The sequence below is a fragment of the Actinokineospora sp. UTMC 2448 genome (assembly GCF_024760565.1).
Taxonomy (GTDB): Bacteria; Actinomycetota; Actinomycetes; order Mycobacteriales; family Pseudonocardiaceae; genus Actinokineospora; species Actinokineospora fastidiosa.
Map to the genome: position 1 here is coordinate 3,917,287 of NZ_CP031087.1, position 20,587 is coordinate 3,937,873.

Annotated in this window: 7 protein-coding genes and 1 pseudogene; 5 read left to right on the forward strand and 3 right to left on the reverse strand. The window is 74.8% G+C overall.

What is annotated here, in order from left to right; genetic code table 11:
• Nucleotides 1-33: 33 nt before the first annotated feature.
• The 5 genes from Actkin_RS17800 to Actkin_RS17820 all read left to right on the forward strand — a co-directional run bounded on the left by Actkin_RS17800 (nucleotide 34) and on the right by Actkin_RS17820 (nucleotide 5,745).
• A complete protein-coding gene (locus Actkin_RS17800) occupies nucleotides 34-870 on the forward strand; it encodes an SCO2525 family SAM-dependent methyltransferase (RefSeq protein ID WP_258903481.1) in 837 nt (278 codons plus the stop codon).
• Between the two features lie 79 nt (nucleotides 871-949).
• Nucleotides 950-2,812: an SCO2524 family protein gene (locus Actkin_RS17805; protein WP_258903482.1), complete on the forward strand. Its 1,863-nt coding sequence runs from the start codon at nucleotides 950-952 to the stop codon at nucleotides 2,810-2,812.
• The gene (locus Actkin_RS17810; RefSeq protein WP_189210655.1) at nucleotides 2,812-3,720 is read left to right on the forward strand and encodes an SCO2523 family variant P-loop protein; all 909 of its coding nucleotides are present in this window, start codon (nucleotides 2,812-2,814) and stop codon (nucleotides 3,718-3,720) included. The genes Actkin_RS17805 and Actkin_RS17810 overlap by 1 nt, the downstream gene beginning before the upstream one ends.
• A gap of 88 nt (nucleotides 3,721-3,808) precedes the next feature.
• The gene (locus Actkin_RS17815; protein WP_258903483.1) at nucleotides 3,809-4,825 is read left to right on the forward strand and encodes an SCO2522 family protein; all 1,017 of its coding nucleotides are present in this window, start codon (nucleotides 3,809-3,811) and stop codon (nucleotides 4,823-4,825) included.
• The gene (locus Actkin_RS17820; RefSeq protein WP_189210656.1) at nucleotides 4,819-5,745 is read left to right on the forward strand and encodes an SCO2521 family protein; all 927 of its coding nucleotides are present in this window, start codon (nucleotides 4,819-4,821) and stop codon (nucleotides 5,743-5,745) included. The genes Actkin_RS17815 and Actkin_RS17820 overlap by 7 nt, the downstream gene beginning before the upstream one ends.
• Here Actkin_RS17820 and Actkin_RS17825 read toward each other — a convergent pair.
• The 3 genes and pseudogenes from Actkin_RS17825 to Actkin_RS17835 all read right to left on the reverse strand — a co-directional run.
• Complete coding sequence (locus Actkin_RS17825) at nucleotides 5,742-6,569, reverse strand: hypothetical protein (RefSeq protein ID WP_189210657.1); 828 nt, start codon at nucleotides 6,567-6,569, stop codon at nucleotides 5,742-5,744. The genes Actkin_RS17820 and Actkin_RS17825 overlap by 4 nt on opposite strands.
• Nucleotides 6,570-6,803: 234 nt before the next feature.
• Nucleotides 6,804-13,031, reverse strand: a complete 6,228-nt coding sequence (locus tag Actkin_RS17830) for a type I polyketide synthase (RefSeq protein ID WP_258903484.1) — start codon at nucleotides 13,029-13,031, stop codon at nucleotides 6,804-6,806.
• A 13-nt stretch (nucleotides 13,032-13,044) separates the two neighbouring features.
• A pseudogene (locus Actkin_RS17835) lies at nucleotides 13,045-20,499 on the reverse strand (type I polyketide synthase); the annotation flags it as partial.
• Between the last annotated feature and the right edge of the window lie 88 nt (nucleotides 20,500-20,587).

A 20,587-nucleotide genomic window follows, 5' to 3' on the forward strand; every position in this document is an offset into this window, starting at 1 on the left:
GATTTCGCCGCATTCGGGGAACAAGGGGGCAAGGTGGCAGGAAAAGGACAGCGCAACGCCGACGCGCCCTGGTACCGGTTCGACCCCCGCGACTACCTCGCGCGCAACTACGCCCATGTCCGCGTCGAGGACCGGCAGGTGCTCGAACTCGTCCGCGACTTCCTCGGCGACGCCGGGCGTTCGCGGGACCGGCGCGGCGGCCTGCGCGGCATCGACGTGGGCACCGGGGCGAACCTCTATCCCGCGCTGTCGATGCTGCCGTTCTGCGAGTCCATCACGCTCTACGAGTACGCCAAGTCGAACCTGGAGTGGCTGACCGAGCAGAACGCCGCCGAGTGGCCGTCGTGGGACCCGGTGTGGTCCGGCTTCTGGGCGCTGCTGCGCGAGCGCGACCCGTACGCCCGGCTCGGCGGGCACCCGCGCAGGCTCCTCGCCGAGCGGGTGGAGATCGCCGAAGGCAGCGTGTTCGCGCTCGACCCCGCCGCGGGCACGTGGGACATGGGCACCATGTTCTTCGTCGCCGAGTCCATCACCGCCGAACGCGCGGAATTCGCCGACGCGGTGCGCGGTTTTCTGGCCGTGCTGCGGCCGGGCGCGCCTTTCGCGATCGCGTGCATGGAGAATTCGGTCGGATTCGAGGTCGGCGGGGTCTGGTTTCCCGCTGTCGCCGTCGACGGCGCCGATGTCGGCCGTTGTCTGGCCGGGCGGGCCACCGATGTCGCCATCAACCGGGTCGAGGCGAACGGCACGAGTCTGCGCGCGGGCTACACCGGGATGATTGTCGCGTGCGGTCGCGCTTCGGGGGTGCCCGCCGCCCGCGATTCATCCGTTGGTGAACATCGTCCGGCCCACGCGAAGGAGGTCAGATGACCATGGTACGGTTCGCTCCGCCGCGCCGCGGTGATCAGCAGCCGTTTTCCTCGCGTCTTCTCGTTCCAGGGTGGCCGCTATGAGAATCCAACCGAGACGACAGATCCTCGATATCTGGCGGTCGGTTATCCGGTCGTCGTTCCAGAACGGCTCCTGGGAATGGCGCGGCCGGGACGAGTCCAATTCCATCAGCGACGCCGAGCAGCTGCTGTGCCTGCTCTACCCGGCGACCGAGGTCCCGGCGCTGGCGCTGGACCAGCCCGACATCATCGCCGAGGACGCCACCAAGGCCCTGGAGCGCTTCGGCGACCCGCGCACGATCCCGTACCGGGTCATCGAGGTCATCGAGGACTACCTGCGGCGCAACACCGTCGACGGCGAGCCGCACTTCGGCGGCCGCGGCTACCTGGTCACCGACGGCCCCGAGCCCTCGGAGGAGCAGCTGCGGCTCGGCCTGGTCGAGTCCTACTCGATGTCGGTCTCGCTCTGCCTGGCCGCGCTCGGCTTCCTCCGGCTCTACAAGCCGCCATCGCGCAGGCCCGCGCTCGTGGCCAAGATCGGCGTCCTGCAGACCGAGCTGAGCAAGCGGCTGACGGCGGCGCTCGTCGGCATGCTGCGCTCGTTCGTGGTCAACACCGTCGGCATCGAGGAGGCCGACCGGCCCGTCCGCGCGGCCATGCTCGCCATGGTCAACCAGCGCGACGACCCCGACCAGATCGTCGTCTCCCGGCTGCGCGACCGGCTCCAGCGCGTCCGCAACCGGCTGCTCGAGGACGTCCGCACCGGCGTGACCGTCGACGGCGACCTCGAGGAGGAGAGCAGGCTCTTCGAGATCGGCTGGGGCTGGGGCATCGTGTCGAACGCGACCGCGGTCGACCTCGACCTCGACAAGTGCGCCTTCGACGAGCAGCCCTCCATCTGCACGGTCGCGGGCGTGGCCGAAGCCCGTCCGTACCTCTACTCGACGGTGCTGGCCCTCGACGGCATCAACGACCTCCGCTCGCAGCGCACGCTGGAGCTCAACCTGCTCGACGACGAGCAGCGGCGGCTCACCGAGGCGCTGCGCATCCGGTTCGACCTGACGCAGCGGTACTGGTCCACGATCGCCCGCTTCGGCGAGGTGTGGCCGCTGGAGGACATCCCCTGGCGCACCTCGGACGGCGACGAGTCCGACTACTACTCGCTGCTGGTCTCCGCGGTGCTGGTGCAGGACCTGGAGACCCGCCAGGCCACCGACGACGACCTCAACCGCGCGGTGGTCGTGTTCGAGTCGCTGGCCCAGCGCGGCCGCATCACCCGGCGCGTCACCCAGAACGACCCGTCGGTGGAGATGCACGTGCCCGGCGTGCGGATGCGGCTGGGCGGCTCGGCCGAACTGGGCCCGCAGCTGTACTGGTACGCCCGCGACTTCGCCCCGCTGCTGATGAAGCGGTGCCTGCAGGCGGCGGCCCTCTCCGGCAACCGCGACTCCCGCGACCGGCTGATGCGCCTGGCCAAGGCCACCCTGGACCACCTGATGGCCCGGCGGCTGGAGAGCGGCGACGCCGCGGGCCTGTGGGACGACCCGACGCCGCTGTTCCCGCACGAGACCCGGCCAGCGGAGAAGGAACCGTCCTGGTACCTCACCGAACGGGTGATCGAGGCGCTGATCACCGCGGCCCGCACGTTCGAGGCCGAGCCGCTGCGCAGCCCCGGCATGCGCGCCCGGGCAGAGGAGGTCCTGCACGAGGCCGAACAGCTGCTCAACCGGCTGCTGCTCGACTCCGACATCGACGACACCTCCGCGCGCAGCGTGCGCCTGGCCGAGATCGAGACCAAGCTGAACCGGGCGGCCGACATCCTCATCGAGCGGCCCGCGACGGCCAACGCGCTGGCGCTCGAGGCCCTGCGCGGCCTCGACGAGCTGGCGGTGGCCAGGGACAACGCGGCGAGGAGTGCGTAGTGCTGGTCTTCGCCTCGTCGGACAAGGGCGGCACCGGCCGGTCGGTGACCAGCTGCAACATCGCCTTCCACCTCGCCCAGCGCGATGACGTGGCCTACCTGGACTTCGACTTCGGCTCGCCGACGGCGGGCGCGATCTTCGACATCCCGAGGGCCGAGCGCGGGATCGAGCGCGACGGGCTGCACACCTACTTCACCGACGGCATCACCGACCCGCGCCACCTCGACGTCTGGCACGCCACGGACCGCGCGGACCTGCGCGGGGCCAACGTCCGCGCGGGCAGGCTGTCGTTCTACCCCGGCGAGATGGGCGGGGCCGAGTTCGCCATCTCGGACACGGCCACCACCCGCTGCGCCGAGCTGCTGACCCGGCTCGACCAGGAGTACTCGGTCTGCGTGGTCGACCTGAGCGCGGGCCGCTCGACCGCGCTGGAGATGGTGCTCGCCGCCACCGCCCAGCCGATGATGCGCGCGATCACCACCCGCTGGCTGGTGTTCCACCGCTGGACGCGCCAGCACATCGTCGCCGCCCACGGCCTGGTCTACGGCGAACGCGGCATCGTCGAGATCGGGGCGAGCGCGGGCCACGACCCCGAGGCGCTGCGCGACGCCATCCGGTTCGTCCGGATCGCCGTGCCCAACCTCAAGGAGCACAATCCCGGGCAGACAGCCGCGCAGGCGACCTGGCTGTTCACCTACGACGAGGAGCTGCGCAAACTAGCCGTTGACAAGCGGCTGGGCAAGAGCCGAGTGTTGGGCATGACCCCGGTCGAACCGGTCCTGCAATACCGCGAGCAGCTGATCTCCGACTCCGACGTGTCCACCAAGATCGCCAACCACGCGACGGTGGAGGCGTTCCGCGAGTTGGCCGCCCGGCTGTCCGACGACGCGGTGTGGGAGGGCATGTGAGCGAGCTCGCGAGCGGACCGCCGGGCACAGCGCCCCCGGATCCGCACGGCGCTGGGGGCGAGCGGGTCCGCACTGTCGGGGAGGCGGCGTGAGCAGCCTGGACACGCCCGTCTACACCGAGGCCACGGCCAAGCCGGAGCCGCGCCAGGTGGCGCTGTCGCACCTGTCGGTCGAGGTGGGCCACCTCTACATGGAGGACCTGCTCGGCGGCGAGGAGCGCATCCGCACGCAGTTCCGCAGGGTGGCGCCCTGGCTGACCGCGGTCCGCCAGGCGCAGGCCGTCGAGCTGGGCGGGGTCAAGCCGAGGATCAGCACCTGCTTCCTCATCGACGACTATTTCCGCCCGGACACCGACCCGTCCGTCATCGTGCCGCAGCTGCTGGACATCGCCGCCGAGTGCGGCATCCAGATCGACTACCTGGCGCGCGAGGCGGGCTGCCACGAGGCCGAGCGGGTGCCGCTGGCCGAGGTCACCGCGGCGATGCTGCTGCCCGAGCCGCCGGTGGGCACGACGGGGTCGCGCCCGCCCGTGCAGGACTCCGGCTGGCTGTGCAACGGCGAGCGCTCGCCGGACAACACCGGCCGCCAGGCGATGATGCCCGCGGTCGCGTGGGCGCCGGCGGAGGAGTTCGGCAAGCGCAACCACTCGATCTTCCTCGACGTGGAGCTGTGGAAGGACCAGACGGTCACCGTCGACGGCGTGCGCCGGGTGGAGCGCAAGTGGTCCTGCCCGTTCCTGGCCGCGGTCTGGCAGCTCGTGCGGCTGGGCCAGCTGCGGTACGCGGGCGAGCCGGTTGCCCAGCCGCAGCCGTGGTCGGGCAGCTGGCCGAGGCACTGGCGCGACCTGCCCGCGGTCGTGCAGCTCAGCGAGCGGCCGCAGCCGTTCTCGGCGTACCGCACGGCGTCGATCCTGCCCAAGACGTACCTGAAGATCGAGCACGCGGTCACCGTCATCCTCGACCACCTCGACCTCGACGACGCCGTCGTGGCGCAGACCGCGCGGCGGGCCGAGGCCGAGGGCCTGCGGCTGCCCACCCAGCTCACCGACCGGGTGGCGCACGTCTTCATCGAGCCCGCCGAGTCCCGGGCGGAGCGGGCGTGGTGATCCTGGGCGAGGTGCGCACGAGCCTGCTGCACAACTCCCTCCCGCTGCCCCGCGACGCGGTCGCCGACCTGCTGTCGCTGCGGCCGGGCAGGCAGGTGACGGCCACCGACCGCCCGATCAACCGGACGGTGTCGCCGGAGACGGTGATCGGGGTGGATTGCGCGATCGCCAGCGAGCCCCGCGTCCGCGCCCGCGGGATCGGCACGGTCGCCGCGCACGCGGTGGTCGTCGGCGGCCTGGTCGCGCAGGCGTCCGCGCGGGTTCGTCTGGAGTGGACGGCGGACCGCGAGCGCAAGCCGTGGGCGCATTACGCGCGCAGGCGCGGGGTGGTGGAGGTGCTCGGCGGGGTGACGGCCGAGCAGGTGCTCGCGGGCTACCACCGGCCGGGCAGGCAGGCCGACACGATGGACCTCGGCGCGGTGTGCCAGCGGCTGCTGACGCAGGTGCAGGGCCGCCCGCAGCTGGACCACCGCACCGGGCTGCGCACCCGGCCGACGAGCCTGCGCTGGACTGCGGTCGCGCGCGAGGACGAGCGGCCGTCGGTGCGGCTGCACATCGACGACGAGGTCCAGCGCACGCTGCAGGTGGTCGTGCCGCCGGACCTGCTGGGCGAGGCGGCGCGGTTCTGCGAGGACCTGGCGCTGCACGACTGGCTCTACACCGCGCTGGGCAACGTGGTCGGGCAGGCGGAGCGGGACATGGCCATCGGCGCCGACCCGATGGGCGTGCTCAACGCCGCGTTGAGCCTGCTGGTCCGGCTGTGGATGCCGGGGGCGCACGTGGACCTGGCGCTGCGGCCGCTGTGGCAGGAGCTGGAGACGACGCCGGGGTTCACCGAGTCGTGGGACCGGCAGGTGGCGTGGATGCGCGACCAGGTGTCCATGCGGACGCTCTCGGCCCTGCAGGAAGCCCGGCACTAGCGGAACCAGCGCCGCACCAGCAGCGCGAAGAAGATGTTGAGCGACAGGGCGCCCACGTAGCTCTCGGTCAGCAGCAGGCTCTTGGCCGCGGCGGGCAGCCCGTTCGTGTCGCCGCCGCCCGCCGGGTTGAGGTAGTTCGTGAGCACCATGTGCAGGCTGGTGAGCGGACTCTGGTCCCGGGCGACGACGACCAGGGTGATGCCGAAGACGACCAGCTGGATGAGCACCCACAGCAGCAGCCGGTAGGGCTTGTACCCGTAGCCGCAGGTCAGCCAGGAGATCCACAGCAGTGCCCTGCGCCCTGCCGAGCGCTCGATGCGCTGGCGGGCCAGGTTGCGCCGGTAGAGGCAGCGGTCGCGGGCGATGTTGTCCCTGGTCAGCAGGTGGATCTCGGCGGCGCGGTCGAACGCCTCCGCCGCGTGCAGGTGCAGCTTCTCGACCAGGCACTCCGCGCCCAGCTCCTCCAGGATCGCGGCGAGGTCGGAGTTCTGCGCCTGGGTCAGCTTCAGCGGGCCGTGGAACTCGACCTCGGCGGCGAGCAGGGCGACCAGCAGGGTGCGGCGGCACTCGCTGGCGAGGTGGTCGGGCTTGCGGTCGTAGAGCTCCTTGAAGACCAGCTCGTGGGACTTGGGCCAGCGGCTGGAGGCGAGCCGGTCGAGGATGCTCGACGTGTGCTGCTCGAAAGTGTCCAGCAGCTCACTTTCCCGGCCCGCCAGCGTGCCGTTGTTGATGGCCTCCTCGACATCGTCGGCGTAGCGGCCCGCGCGCTGTTCCACGATCGCGCACAGCCGGTGCGCGCGATCGCGGTCCTGGGTGAACGCCACTGACAAACCGCTACCTAAGCCGCGGATCCTGGGAGTCGCATGGGGCCATTCTGCCCGTGAATTCAGAACATGGCCTGCGCCATTCGGGGGGAATATCGGCGCTGACGATTGAGCGCGTCTTATACCAGCGCGGGGATGCCTATACCACGGGATTCCCTATTCTGTCCGGGAAACGACGGAGAAATGTCGTCGCGTCGCTGTTCCGACACTCTAGTCCGGTGTGGACGGGTGGGGTCACGTCCGGCTCGGCAGCGGGCGCCGGGCGTGGTCGTAAAGCCAGTACCGGGAGCGCTCGAACGGCGTGGTGGGCAGTTCGACCCGGCCGCAGCCCGCGAACAGCCCGGTCCAGTCGGCCTCGGCCACGGCGGGGTCGCCGAGCACGCCGGTCGCCCCCGCCGCCACCGCGGCCAGCCCGGCCCGCAGCTCGACCCGGTCGGCGGCGACGACGACCGCGCGGTGGTCGAAGTGGGTGCGGCCGAGGGCGAGCGTGGCCGCGGTGTCGGGCAGGGACAGCAGGTGGTGGGTGTCGAGGAAGGCCAGCAGCGCCCGCGCGTGGGCCGTGAGCGCCTCCGGGGTCCGTCCGGTGACGACGAACGGCAGCGGCGCGCGCTCCGGGGTGTCCCGGGTGGCCGGTGGCGGCTGTTCCAGCACGACGTGGACGTTGGTGCCGCTGAACCCGAAGGACGACACCGCCGCGCGGCGGGGCCGGTCGCGGTGCGGCCACAGCGTGGCGCCGGGGAGCAGGCGGACGGTGTCGGACCAGGTCACGGCGTCGGTGGGCGGTTCGGCCGAGCCGGGGACGACGCCGTGGCGCATCGCCAGGACGGCGGCGATCACGCCCGCGATGCCGGAGGCGTTCTGGGTGTTCGCCAGCTGCGACTTGACCGACCGCAGCAGCACCGGCTTGCCGCCCGCCCGGTCCGCGCCGTAGGTGGCGTGCACGGCCTGGATCTCGATGGCGTCGCCCAGGGGCGTGCCGGTGCCGTGGCCCTCGACCAGGTCGACGTCGGCGCCGGTGAGCCCGGCGGCGGCCAGCGCGTCGGCGATGACGCGCTGCTGCGCGGGGCCGTTCGGGGCGGCGAGCCCGTTGCTCGCGCCGACGTGGTTGGCCGCGCTGCCGCGCACCACGGCCAGGATCGGGGCGCCGTCGGCCTCGGCGTCGGCGAGTCGGCGCAGCAGGAGCACCCCGGCGCCCTCGGCCAGGCCCATCCCGTCCGCGGTCGCGGCGAACGAGCGGCAGCGGCCGTCCGGGGACAGGCCGAGGGACGCGCCGAGGCCGCTGAAGGTGACCGGGGTCGGGATCACCGCGACCCCGCCCGCGAGCGCGGCGTCGCACTCCCCCGTCAGCAGCGCGCGGGCGGCAAGGTGCAGCGCGTACAGCCCGGACGAGCAGCCGGTGGCCAGGGTGAGCGCGGGTCCCTCGACCCCGAGCGCGTGCGCGACGCGGCCGGAGGCGATGCCCATGTCGTTGCCCTGCGGCAGCAGCTCGGCCACCCCGTCGGGCAGGTCGAGGGCGGCGAGGTCGTGGATGGCCTTGAGCCCGTAGTCGGCCTGCAGGAGCCCGGCGAAGACGCCGGTGCGGGTGCCCGCCAGCGTCCTCGGGTCGGTGCCCGAGCGTTCGACGGCCTCCCAGCACAGCTCCAGCAGGAGCCGCTGCTGCGGGTCCATGGCCAGCGCCTCGGCGGGCGAGATCCCGAAGAACCCGGCGTCGAAGTCGGCGACGCCGTCGAGGAACGCGCCGCCGCTGGGCCCGTTCAGCGAGTCCAGGTCCCAGTTGCGGTCGCCGGGGAACGCGCCGACGGCGTCGACGCCGTCGGCCAGCAGCCGCCACAGGTCCTCCGGGCCGCGCACCCCGCCGGGATAGCGGCACGCCATGCCCACGATCGCCACGGCGTCCTCCGCCGCCCGCTCGGCCCGCACGACCCGGACGGGTTCGGGCGCGCCGGACTCGCGGTGCAGGAACTCCGCCAGCTTGGCCGGGGTCGGGTGGTCGTAGACCAGGGTGACCGGCATGGTGAGGCCGGTCTCGGCCGCCAGCCGATTGCGGATCTCCACCGCCATCAACGAATCAAGCCCCATCTCCGCGAACGACCGCTGCGGAGCGACCGCCCCCGGATCCAGACCCACGACCCCACCCACGACACCCACCACCAACTCCAGCAGGCCCTCCCGGCCCCGCCGCGGCGCGGGTTCCCCGGACTCCCGGTGCAGGAACTCCGCGATCCTGGCGGGCGTCGGGTGGTCGTAGACCAGGGTCACCGGCATCGCCAGGCCGGTCTCCGCAGCCAACCGATTGCGGATCTCCACCGCCATCAACGAATCAAGCCCCATCTCCGCGAATGACTTCTGCGGAGCAACCACCCCCGGGTGCTGGCCGACGACCGCACCCACAACACCGATCACCAGCTCCAGCAAGGCTTCCCGGTCTCGCCGGGGCCGGGCGGACGGGGTGTGGGGGACGGCGCTCGCGCGGGCTTCCGGGATGCCGTCGAGCAGGGGGCGGGGGGCGGCCGAGGCGAAGACGGGGGCGAAGCGGGACCAATCGACGGCGGCGACGGCGACCGAGGTCTCCCGGTGGGCCACCGCCGTGGTGAGGGCGGCGAAGGCGGGTTCGGGGCGCATGTGCGGCAGGCCCTGGCGGCGCAGGATCTCCGGGTCGACCGTCTTCGGGTTGTACGGGTCCAGCACGCCCCACACGCCCCAGGCGACGGCGGTGGTGGGGAGGCCGCGGGCGCGGCCCGCCTCGGCGAAGGCGTCGAGGTAGGCGTTCGCGGCGGCGTACGCGCCGTGGTGGGCGCTGCCCCAGATGCTCGCGATGGACGAGAACAGCACGAACGCGTCCAGGCCGTCGCCGAGCAGGTCGGTGAGGTGGTCGAGGCCGCCGACCTTGGCGGCCAGCGAGTCGGCGAGCCGGGCGGTGTCGGTGTCGGTCAGCGGGGCCAGGTCGATGAGGGCGGCGGCGTGCACGATCGACCCGATCTCGATCCCGTCGCGCCTGAGTCCCGCGACCATCGCGGTCACGTCGGCGCGGTCGGCCAGGTCGCAGGCGGCGAAGGTGAGCCGGACCCCGGCCGCGCCGAGTTCGGCGCGCAGGTCGGCCATGCCGGGGGCGGACGCGCCGCGCCTGCTCGTGAGCACCAGGTGGTCCGCGCCGAGGCCGACCAGCCAGCGGGCGATGTGCGGGCCGAGCGTGCCGCTCGCGCCGGTCACCAGCACCGGCCGCGACGGCCGCCAGCCCGGCGGCGCCGCGGCGGGCAGCGGCGCGCGCACCAGCCTGCGCACGTGCACGCCGGATGCCCGGACCGCTGCCTGGTCCTCGGCCGGGTCGGCGAGCAGGGCGACGACCCCGGCCAGCGCGTCGGGGGTGAGCCGGTCGGGCAGGTCGATCAGCCCGCCCCAGCGGCGCGGGTGCTCCAGGGCGATGACCCGGCCCAGCCCCCAGACCATGTTCTGCTTGGGCGCGGTGGGCGGCGCGCCGCCGATGCCGACCGCGCCCCGGGTGAGCAGGTGCAGCGGGACGGACACGTCCGCGTCGGCGAGCGTGCGCGCCAGGTCCAGGGTGGCGGCCAGGCCGACCGGGACGGCCGGGTGGTCCGGGTGGGGCCGTTCGTCGAGGGCGGCCAGGGAGACGATGCCCGCCAGGTCGGGATGGGCGGCGACGGCGGCGCCGATGTCCGCCTGCGCGAGGACGACCCGCGCGCCCGCCTCGGCCAGAGCGCGGACCAGGGGTTCGGGGTCGATGGGGTCCCCGGCGGGCAGGACGACCATCCACGTTCCGGTGAGCGTGCCCTGCGGCCCGTCCGGCGCGGGCTGCCACTCGACGCGGTAGCGCCAGTCGGCGTTGTCCGCCGGCACGGGCGCCGCGTCGGGCTCCAGCCAGTAGCGGGTGCGCTGGAAGGCGTAGGTGGGCAGGTCGACGGGGGCGGTGGCGGCGGGAAGCGCTCGGGTCAGGTCGACGTCCGCCCCCGCGGCGTGCAGGGTGGCGAACGCGGTCAGCACGCGGTCGAGCCCGCCGTCGCCGCGCGTCATGGTCGGGACGACGACGGCGTCGGCGCCTACCTCCTCGATGGACTCCCGCACGCCGAAGGCCAGCAGCGGGTGCGGGCCGACCTCGACGAACACGCTGGCGCCGTCGGCGAGCAGCTCGCGCAGCGCGGCGTCGAACTCGACGGGCTCGCGCAGGTTGCGCCACCAGTACTCCGCGTCCAGCCCGGTGGTGTCGAGCCGGTGGCCGGTCACGGTCGAGTGGAACGGGATGGCCGAGGCCCGGGGCCGCAGGTCGGCGAGGTCGCGCAGCAGGTCCTCGCGCAGCGGGTCGACGTGGTGGGAGTGGGCGGCGAACTCGGCGGCGACGCGCCTGCACCACACGCCGTCGGCGGCGCAGCCCGCGGCCAGCTCGTCGATGGCGTCCGGATCGCCCGCCACGACCATGGCCGTGGGGCCGTTGGTCGCGGCCAGGCAGAGGCGGTCGCCGTAGGGGGCGATGCGGGCGGCGAGGTCGTCCCTGCGGAGCGCGACGGTCAGCATGCGCCCGCCGGTGGCGACCCGGGCCATCGCCCGGCCGCGCAGCGCGGTGGTCCTCGCGCCCTCGGCCAGGGTCAGCGCGCCCGCCACGCACGCTGCGGCGACCTCGCCCTGGCTCGCGCCGATGACGGCGTCCGGCACGACGCCCCACGACTCCCAGACCGCGGCCAGGCCCATCGAGACGGCCCAGAGCACGCACTGGACGGCATCGGGACGATCCAGTTCGGACATTGCGGCGTGCAGATCGATGTAGGGCGCCAATGCCTCGGCGCACTCCCGGAAGCGGTCGCGGAAGGCCGGTGACATGGCGAGGAGGTCGTCGGCCATGCCCGCCCACTGCGCGCCCTGACCGGCGAACATGAACACCACCGGGCCGGTCGCGGTCGCGTCCGACCGCACCACCCCGGGCGCGTCCGCGCCGTCGGCCAGGGCGTCCAGACCGGACAGCAGCGCGGCGCGGTCGCCGCCCACGACGACCCCGCGGCTGCGCAGGTGCGCGCGGGTGCCCGCGAGGGCGACGGCCGCCGAGGCGAGGTCCGGCTCGTCGGCGAGGCGTGCGCGCAGCCGCGCCGCCTGCGCGCGCAGCGCGACGTCGGTGGCCCCGGACACGGCCAGCGCGAGCGGCCCGGTCCACGGCGCTGGCGGGCGCACCGGGTCGGGCTCGACCGCTTCCAGGATCACGTGCGCGTTGGTGCCGCTGAGCCCGAAGGACGACACGCCCGCGCGGCGGCGGGCCGACTCCCACGGCTCGTTCTCGGCGAGCAGGGCGACCTTCCCGGCGTCCCAGTCGACCTTCGTGGACGGGTTGTCGCCGTGCAGGGTGCGCGGGAGGACGCCGTGGCGCATCGCCTGCACCATCTTGATGACGCCCGCCACGCCCGCGCCCGCCTGCGTGTGCCCGATGTTGGCCTTGACCGAGCCCAGCCGCAGCGGCGCGCCTTCGCGCTGCCCGTAGGTGGCCAGCAGCGCGTGCGCCTCGATCGGGTCGCCGAGCGCCGTGCCCGTCCCGTGCGCCTCCACGACATCGATGTCCTCTATGGACAGTCCGGCGTCGGCGAGCGCGGCGGTGATGACGCGCCGCTGAGCGGGTCCGTTGGGGGCGGAGAGGCCGTTGCTGGCCCCGTCGGAGTTGACCGCCGTGCCCCGGATGACCGCCAGCACCTCGTGGCCGTTGCGCCGGGCGTCCGACAGGCGCTCCAGCAGCAGGAGCCCGCCGCCCTCGGACATCGCCATGCCGTCGGCGGTGTCGGCGAACGGCTTGCACCGGCCGTCCCTGGCCAGCGCCCGCTGCCTGCTGAACTCCACGAGCGGCGCGGTCGAGGCCATGATCGTGGCCCCGCCCGCGAGCGCCTGGTCGCACTCCCCCGAGCGCAGCGCCCGCACGGCGAGGTGGATGGCGACCAGCGACGACGAGCAGGCGGTGTCGACGGTGATCGCGGGGCCGCGCAGGCCCAGGGTGTAGGAGATGCGGCCGGAGGCGACGCTGAGCACCGCGCCGGTGCCGACCAGGCCCTCGGCCTGCTCGGGGATCGCGGCCAGCCGGGAGATGTAGTCGACGTTGTTCGCGCCGATGAACACGCCGGTCTCGGACTCGCGGGCGGCGGTGGGGGCGATGCGGGCGTGCTCGAACGCCTCCCACGCCAGCTCCAGGAGCAACCGCTGCTGCGGGTCCATGGCCAGGGCCTCGCGCGGGGTGATGCCGAAGAACCCGGCGTCGAACGCGGCGGCGTCGTGGAGGAAGCCGCCCTCGCGGACGTAGCAGTGCCCCTTGCGCTCCGGGTCGGGGTCGTAGAGGTCCAGCGGCCAGCCGCGGTCGGCCGGGAAGCCGGTGGTGACCTCGCCGCCGCGCCCGACCAGCTCCCACAGCCGGTCCGGTCCGGTGACGCCGCCCGGGTACCGGCAGCTCATCCCCACGATCGCGATGGGGTCGTCGGCCATCGTGCGCCGTCCTTTACTGGTCGATCAGGGCGAGGGTGGGCTGCGCTGGGGCCAGCCGGGCCACGATGGCCTCGGCCAGCTTGCGCGGGGTCGGCTCGTCGAAGACGACCGTGGCGGGCAGCCGGGCCCCGGTCGCCGCGGACAGCCGGTTGCGCAGCTCGACCGCGGTGGCCGAGGCCATGCCGAGGTCGTGGAACGCGCGGTCGGGGGCGATGTCGGCCTTGCCCGCGTAGCCGAGCACCACGGCGGCGTGGGTGCGGACGAGGTCGAGGGTGCGGCGGGCGCGCTCGGACGGGTTCTCCGCGATGTCGGCCACCGCGACCGGCCGGGCCGGGGCGCTGCCCCGGCAGGTGATCCCGCCGATGACGACGGCGGCGTGCCCGCGCCCGTCGGTCAGCGTCAGGCCGTCCCTGGTGGCGCACAGCGTCAGCGGTCCGGTCGCCGTCGCGCCGCTGACCTCGGTGAACGCGAACGGGCGCGCGTCCGGGTCGCCGAGGTGGGCGGTCAGGGCGGCGTCGATGAGGACCGGGTGGAGGGTGAACTCCCCCGGCGGCAGGTCGACCGAGAGCACAGTGCGGGGTTCGCCGTCGCCGGGATCGGCGGGGTGATCCGCCAGGGAGCCGGTGGCGCACGGAAACCAGGTGTCTACGCGGGCGTGGACGGTGAACGTGCGGTCGGCGGCCACGGCGAGTTGGAGGTCAACCGGCCCGTCCAGGGGGACGGGCGTGTGCAGGACCAGTTCGGCGACCTGGCCCCCGCCCGCCGCGCGCAGGGCCAGGTCGAGCAGGACGCTGGCGGGCAGCACCGCGGCCCCGTCGATCTCGTGCCCGCCGAGCCAGGGGTGCTCGGCCGGGTCGACGCGGGCGTTGAGCACCATCCCGCCGTCGGCCAGGTCGACGGCGGCGGTGACGAACGCGTGCCCGGTGGCCGGGGCCGCCGCGCGTTCGGGGAGCCAGTACCGCCTGCGCTGGAACGGATACGTCGGCGGCGCCACCCGAGGCGGTCCGTCCACGCCGGACACCGCGGTCCAGTCGGCGGGCGCGCCGTGGACGTGGGCCTCGGCCAGCGCGGCCAGCATGCGCGAGCGACCGCCCTCGTCGCGGCGCAGCGTGCCGACGACCGGGGTGTCCATGAGGTCCTGCAGGCCCATCGCGAGCACCGGGTGCGGGCTCACCTCGACGATGAGTCCCGCGCCGCAGGCCTGGACGGTGTCGGCCAGGCGGACCGTGGAGCGGAGATTGCGGTACCAGTAAGCGGCGTCCATGGTCGTGGTGTCGATCGGACCGCCGGTCACGGTGGAGTGGAACGGGATGCTCGCCGCCCGGGGCTCGATGTCGGCCAGCGCGGCGAGCAGGTCCGCCTCCAGCGGCTCCATCGCGGGCGAGTGGCTGGCGTAGTCGACCGGGATGAGCCTGCCGTCCGGGTGCGCGGCGAGGAACCCGGCGACCGAGTCCGGGTCGCCGGAGACCACGGTGGCCCTCGGACCGTTGACGGCGGCGACGTCCAGCCCGGGCCAGCGGGTCAGCGCGGCCCGCACCTGCGCCTCCGGGAGCCGCATGGCGGCCATCGCCCCCGCGCCCGCGACCTTCCGCAGCGCCTGGCTGCGCAGGGCGATCACCTTGGCGGCGTCGCGCAGCGACAGCGCCCCGGCCACGCACGCCGCCGCGACCTCGCCCTGCGAGGTGCCGAGGATGGCGGCGGGCCGCACGCCCCAGGCCAGCCACTGCCTGGCGAGGGCGACCATCACCGCGAACAACGCGGGCTGGACGACATCGATGCGGGTCAGCGGCCCGGCGAGTTCGGTGCGCAGGTCCCAGTCGACGAACTCCGACAGGGCGGCCGCGCACTCGTCGACGGCCGAGGCGAACTCGGGGCACTCGGCGGCCAGCGCCAGGCCCATCCCCGTCCACTGCGCGCCCTGCCCGGGGAAGACGAACGCGACGTCCGGCGGGCCCTCGGCGGCGCCGACCGCGAGACCGGGCGCGGGCAGGCCGTCGGCGAGCGCGTCGAGGCCCGCGTCGATCTCCGCGCGCGACGCGCCCACCACGACCGCCCGGTGCTCGAACGTCGAGCGCGTGGCGAGCGCGTGCGCGATGTCGGCGGTACCGCCGGGGAACGCCCGCAGTCGCCGGGCCTGCGCCCGCAGGGCATCGGGCGTTCGGGCCGACACCGGCCAGGCGGCGGTCGCGTCCGGGATCGGCTCGGGTCCGCCGTCGACGGCTTCCAGCACCACGTGCACGTTGGTGCCGCTGATGCCGAAGGACGACACGGCGGCCCGGCGCGGGCGGTCCACGGCGGGCCACGGCCGCGCCTTGGTCGCCACCTCGACACCCTCCCACTCCACCTCCGGCGTCGGCCGGTCCGCGTGCAGGGTCGCGGGGACGACGCCCGCGCCGAGCGCGGTCACCATCTTGATCACGCCGCCGACCCCGGCGGCCGCGGCGGAGTGGCCGATGTTGGACTTCAGCGAGCCCAGCAGCAGTGGCGCGCCCGATCGCCTGCCGTACGTCGCCACCAGCGCGGCGGCCTCGATCGGGTCGCCCAGCGCGGTGCCGGTGCCGTGCGCCTCGACCACGTCCACATCGGACACACCGAGGCCCGCGGCGGCGAGCGCGTCGCGGATCACGCGCTGCTGCGCGGCGCCGTTGGGCGCGGTCAGGCCGTTGCTGGCGCCGTCGGAGTTCATCGCGCTGCCCCGGACGACGGCCAGCACCGGGTGGCCGTTGCGGCGCGCCGAGGACAGCCGCTCCAGCAGCACGACGCCCGCGCCCTCGGCCATGCCCATCCCGTCGGCATCGGCGGCGAACGCCTTGCTGCGCCCGTCCGGCGACAGCGCCCCGGTCTGGCTCATCCCGACGAACGACCGCGACGACGCCATGACCGTCACCCCGCCCGCGATCGCCAGCTCACACTCCCCCGACCGCAGCGACGCCGCCGCCAGGTGGATCGCGCTCAGCGACGACGAGCAGGCGGTATCGATCGTCAGCGCCGGGCCGTGCAGGCCGAGGGTGTAGGCGACGCGGCCGGAGATGACCGACGAGAAGCTGCCGGTCATCAGCTGGCCCGTCTCGCTCTCCGCGGGCGCGGCGCGCCCGGTGCCGTAGTCGACGGACACGCAGCCGATGAACAGGCCCGTCCGGCTGCCGCGCAGCGACGCCGGGTCGATGCCCGCGCGTTCGACCACCTCCCAGCCGATCTCCAGCGCCAGCCGCTGCTGCGGGTCCATCGCCGTCGCCTCGCGCGGGGAGATCCCGAAGAAGGCGGCGTCGAAGTCGCCGGCGTCGTAGAGGAAACCGCCGCGCTGGGCGCGGCTCGCCGTGCGCAGGGCCGCGAGGTCCCAGCCGCGGTCGGCGGGCAGGTCCCCGGTGGCGTCGACGCCGTCGGCCACCAGCCGCCACAGCGCCTCCGGCGTGTCGGCCCCGCCCGGGTAGCGGCAGGCCATGGCCACGATGGCGATCGGGTCGTCGTCCGAGGCGCGCTCGACCGGTGCGCTCTCGACCGGCTCCGCCGTCTCCTCGCGGGAGAGCCGGTCGACGAGGTGCGCGGCGAGGCGGTCGGGCGTGGGGTGGTCGAACACCAGCGTCGCGGGCAGGGCGAGCCCGGTCGCGGCCGCCAGCCGGTTGCGCAGGTCCACCCCGGTCAGCGAGTCGAACCCGATGTCCTTGAACGGGCGCGCTGCCGACACGTCCTCGGGGGACAGCCTGAGGACGGCCGCGGCGCTCGTGCGCACCAGCCGAGCCACCGCAGTGGCCCGCTCCGCCTCCGGCAGGTCGGCGAGCGCGGAGCCCGCCCTGGCCGCCTCGGGGATGGTCTCGGCCATCCTCGTCCTGGGCAGGCGCGTCCAGTCGAGGTCCGCGACCACCAGGTCGGTGTCGGTCGCCAGCGCCCGCACGGCCCGCTCGGGGTCCATCAGGCCCGCGCCCGCCAGCCGCAGCCCGGCGGCGGCGCGGTCGTCGACCAGCCCGCCGCCCGCCCAGCCGCCCCAGGCGATCGAGGTGGCCGGGAGGCCGTCGGCGCGGCGCCGCTCGGCCAGCGCGTCCAGGTGGGCGTTCGCCGCGCCGTACGCGGCCTGGCCCGCGTTGCCGAGCACGCCGCTGGCGGAGGAGAACAGGACGAACGCGGTCAGGTCGAGGTCTCGGGTCAGCTCGTCGAGCAGGTCGGCGGCGTGCGCCTTGGGCGCGAGGACGGCGTCGACCCGGTCGGCGTCGAGGTCGCCGACCAGGCAGTCGTCCAGCACGCCCGCGGCGTGGACTACCGCGGTGGGGCGGTGCTCGGCGATCACGGCGGCGAGCTGGTCGCGGTCGGTGACGTCGGCCCGGACGAGCGCCATCCTCGGGTCATCGGGCCCTCGGCCGCTGCGGGAGACGAGGACGACGCGCTCGGCGCCCTGCTCGACGAGCCAGCGGGCGGCGTGCCCGGCGAGCGCGCCGCTCCCCCCGGTGACCAGCACCCGCGCGCCCGCCCACGACGTCCCGGCGGTGAAGCCGGTGCGCTCGATGCGGCGCGCGCTGACCCCGTCCTCGCCGATGGCGACCTGGTCCTCGTCGCCCGCCAGCACCGAGCACAGCGCGGCCAGCACGCGCGGGGTGAGGTCGGTCGGCAGGTCGATCAGGCCGCCCCAGCGGTCCGGCTGCTCCACCGCGACCGCCCGGCCCAGGCCCCACACCTGCGCGCGGCGGGGATCGCGGGCGCCGAGGGTGGCCACCCACAGCCGCGCCCGCGTCGTCCGCGCCAGCTCGACGGTCTCCATCAGCGTCGGGTCGACGGCGAGCAGGTGGTCGGGGTGCTCGTCGGTCACCTCGGCGCCGCGGTCGGCGAGGGCGGCGGCGATCGGGGCGGTGTCGTAGCCGTCGGGCGCGGTGATCGCCCAGCGGCCGCGCAGGACCGGGACGGCCGTCTCGCGGACGGGACGCCAGGTGACGCGGTAGGTCCAGCCCTCCAGCGGGTCGGCGGCGTGCCAGTAGCGCTCGCGCTGGAACGGGTAGGTCGGCAGGTCGGCCCGCGCGGGCGGGAAGACGGTCGCCCAGTCGACCGGGACGCCGTGCACGTGGGCCTCGGTGAGCGCCCGCAGGAACGCGCGGTGGCCGCCGTCGTCGCGGCGCAGCGTGCCGAGCGCGGCGACCCGGCCGCCGACCTCGGCAGCGGTCTCCTGCACGGCGGCGGTGAGCACGGGGTGCGCGCTGGGCTCGACGAACCGGCGGAACCCCCGGGCCAGCAGCGCGCGGGTGGCGTCGGCGAAGCGGACCGGCTCGCGCAGGTTGCGGTACCAGTAGTCGGCGTCGAGGGTGGTCGTGTCGATCTCCGTGCCGGTGACCGCGGAGTAGAACGGGACCCGCGCGGCCATCGGCTCCACCTCGACCAGCGCGGCCAGCAGGGCGTTGCGGATCGGCTCGACGTGCGGGGAGTGCGACGCGTAGTTCACCGGCAGCGCCCGCGCCCGCACCCCGCGGCGCTCGCACTCGGCGACCATCCCGGCCAGCGCCTCCGACTCACCGGCGACCACAGTGGACTGTCCACTGTTGAGCACCGCGATAGCGGCGCCGGGTGGCAGCAGCGGGTCGACGTCGGCGGCGGGCAGCGCGACCGACACCATCCTTCCGCTGCCCGCCAGGGCCGTCAGCAGCCGCGACCGCAGCACGACGACCCGCGCGGCGTCCCGCAGCGAGAGCGCGCCCGCCACGCACGCCGCCGCGATCTCGCCCTGGGAATGCCCGACGACGGCCGCGGGCACGACACCGTGCGCCTCCCAGAGCCGCGCCAGGGAGACCATGACGGCGAACAGCATGGGCTGCACGACGTCGTCGCGGCGCAGCGCCTCGTCGTCGCCGAGCACGTCGGACAGCCGCCACGGCGCGAACTCGGCGATGGCCGCGCCGCACTCGGCCAGCGCGGCGGCGAACACCGGGGACGCCTCGGCCAGCTCCAGCGCCATGCCGACCCACTGCGCGCCCTGGCCGGGGAAGACGAACACCGTGCCGTCGCGGCTGGGCACGACCGAGCCCACGATCCCGTCCGCCGGGAGGTCGCCGCGCGCGATGGCGCGGATGTCGTCCGGGTGGAACACCGCTGCCCGGTGCTCGAAGGCGGTGCGGGTCAGCGCGAGCGCGGAGGCCAGCGCCGCCTTGTCCTCCGGCAGGTCCCCGAGTCGGGCGGCTTGCGCGCGCAGCGCCTGCGGTGTGCGGGCGGAGAGCAGCCACGGCGCGCCGTCGACCGGCGTCCCCGGCGTGGGCGCGGTCTCCGGAGCGGCCTCCAGGACGACGTGGGCGTTGGTCCCGCTGATGCCGAACGCCGAGACCCCCGCGCGCACGACCCGGTCCGTGGGCAGCGCCACCGGCTCGGTCGCCAGCCTCAAGGTCGACCAGGCGATCCGGCGCGACGGCGTCTCGACGTGGAGGGTGGGCGGCAGCGTGCGGTGGCGCAGGGCGAGCACCGCCTTGATCACGCCAGCGACCCCGGCGGCCGCGCCGGTGTGGCCGAGGTTGGACTTGACCGACCCCAGCAGCAGCGGCCGATCCCGGTCGGCGTGGAGGGCGGCGAGCGCGCGGGCCTCGATGGGGTCGCCCAGCGGCGTGCCGGTGCCGTGCGCCTCCACCAGGTCGATGTCGGCGGGGGCCAGCCCGGCGTCGGCCAGCGCGGCGCTGATCACCATCCGCTGGGCGTCCGTGCTGGGCGCGGTGAGCCGGGGGCTGGCCCCGTCGGAGTTGGTCGCGCTGCCGCGGACGACGGCGAGCACGGGCGCGCCCTCGGCGAGCGCGTCGTCGAGCCTGCGCAGGTAGAGGATGCCGACGCCCTCGCCCCACGCGGTGCCGTCGGCGTCGTCGGCGAAGGACTTGCACCGGCCGTCGGGGGCCAGCCCGCGCTGGCGGCTGAAGTCCACGAACGGCCCCGGGGTGCCCATGACCGTGACCCCGCCCGCGAGCGCTGCCGAGCACTCGCCCGACCGCAGCGCCCGCACCGCCAGGTGCAGCGCGACCAGCGAGGACGAGCACGCCGTGTCCACGGTCAGCGTCGGCCCGCGCAGCCCGAGCGCGTAGGCGACCCGGCCGGAGACGACGCTGACCATCGAGCCCGTCATCGTGTAGCCCTTGGCGTCCTCGACCGGCTCGTGCATGCGCGGCCCGTAGTCGAGCGCGATCGCGCCCAGGAACACCCCGGTGTCGCTGCCCCGCAGGCGGGCCGGGTCGACGCCCGCGCGTTCGACCGCCTCCCAGGACACCTCCAGCGCCAGCCGCTGCTGCGGGTCCATCGCGACGGCCTCGCGCGGCGAGATCCCGAAGAAGGCGGCGTCGAACCTGTCGGCGTCGCGCAGGAATCCGCCGTGCCGGGTCGCGCTGGGCGTGGCGGGGTCCCACCCCCGGTCGGTGGGGAACGGGCTCACCCCGTCGCGGCCGTCGGCGAGCAGGTCCCAGAACCCCTCCGGCGAGTCCACCCCGCCCGCGAACCGGCAGCCGATGCCGACGATGGCGATGTCCGCGCTCATGTGGGTGCCCCCCGTGGGTCCGGTGCCTGACCACACCGTTGCCGAGCGCGTTGACCTCACCCTGACACCGTCCGCA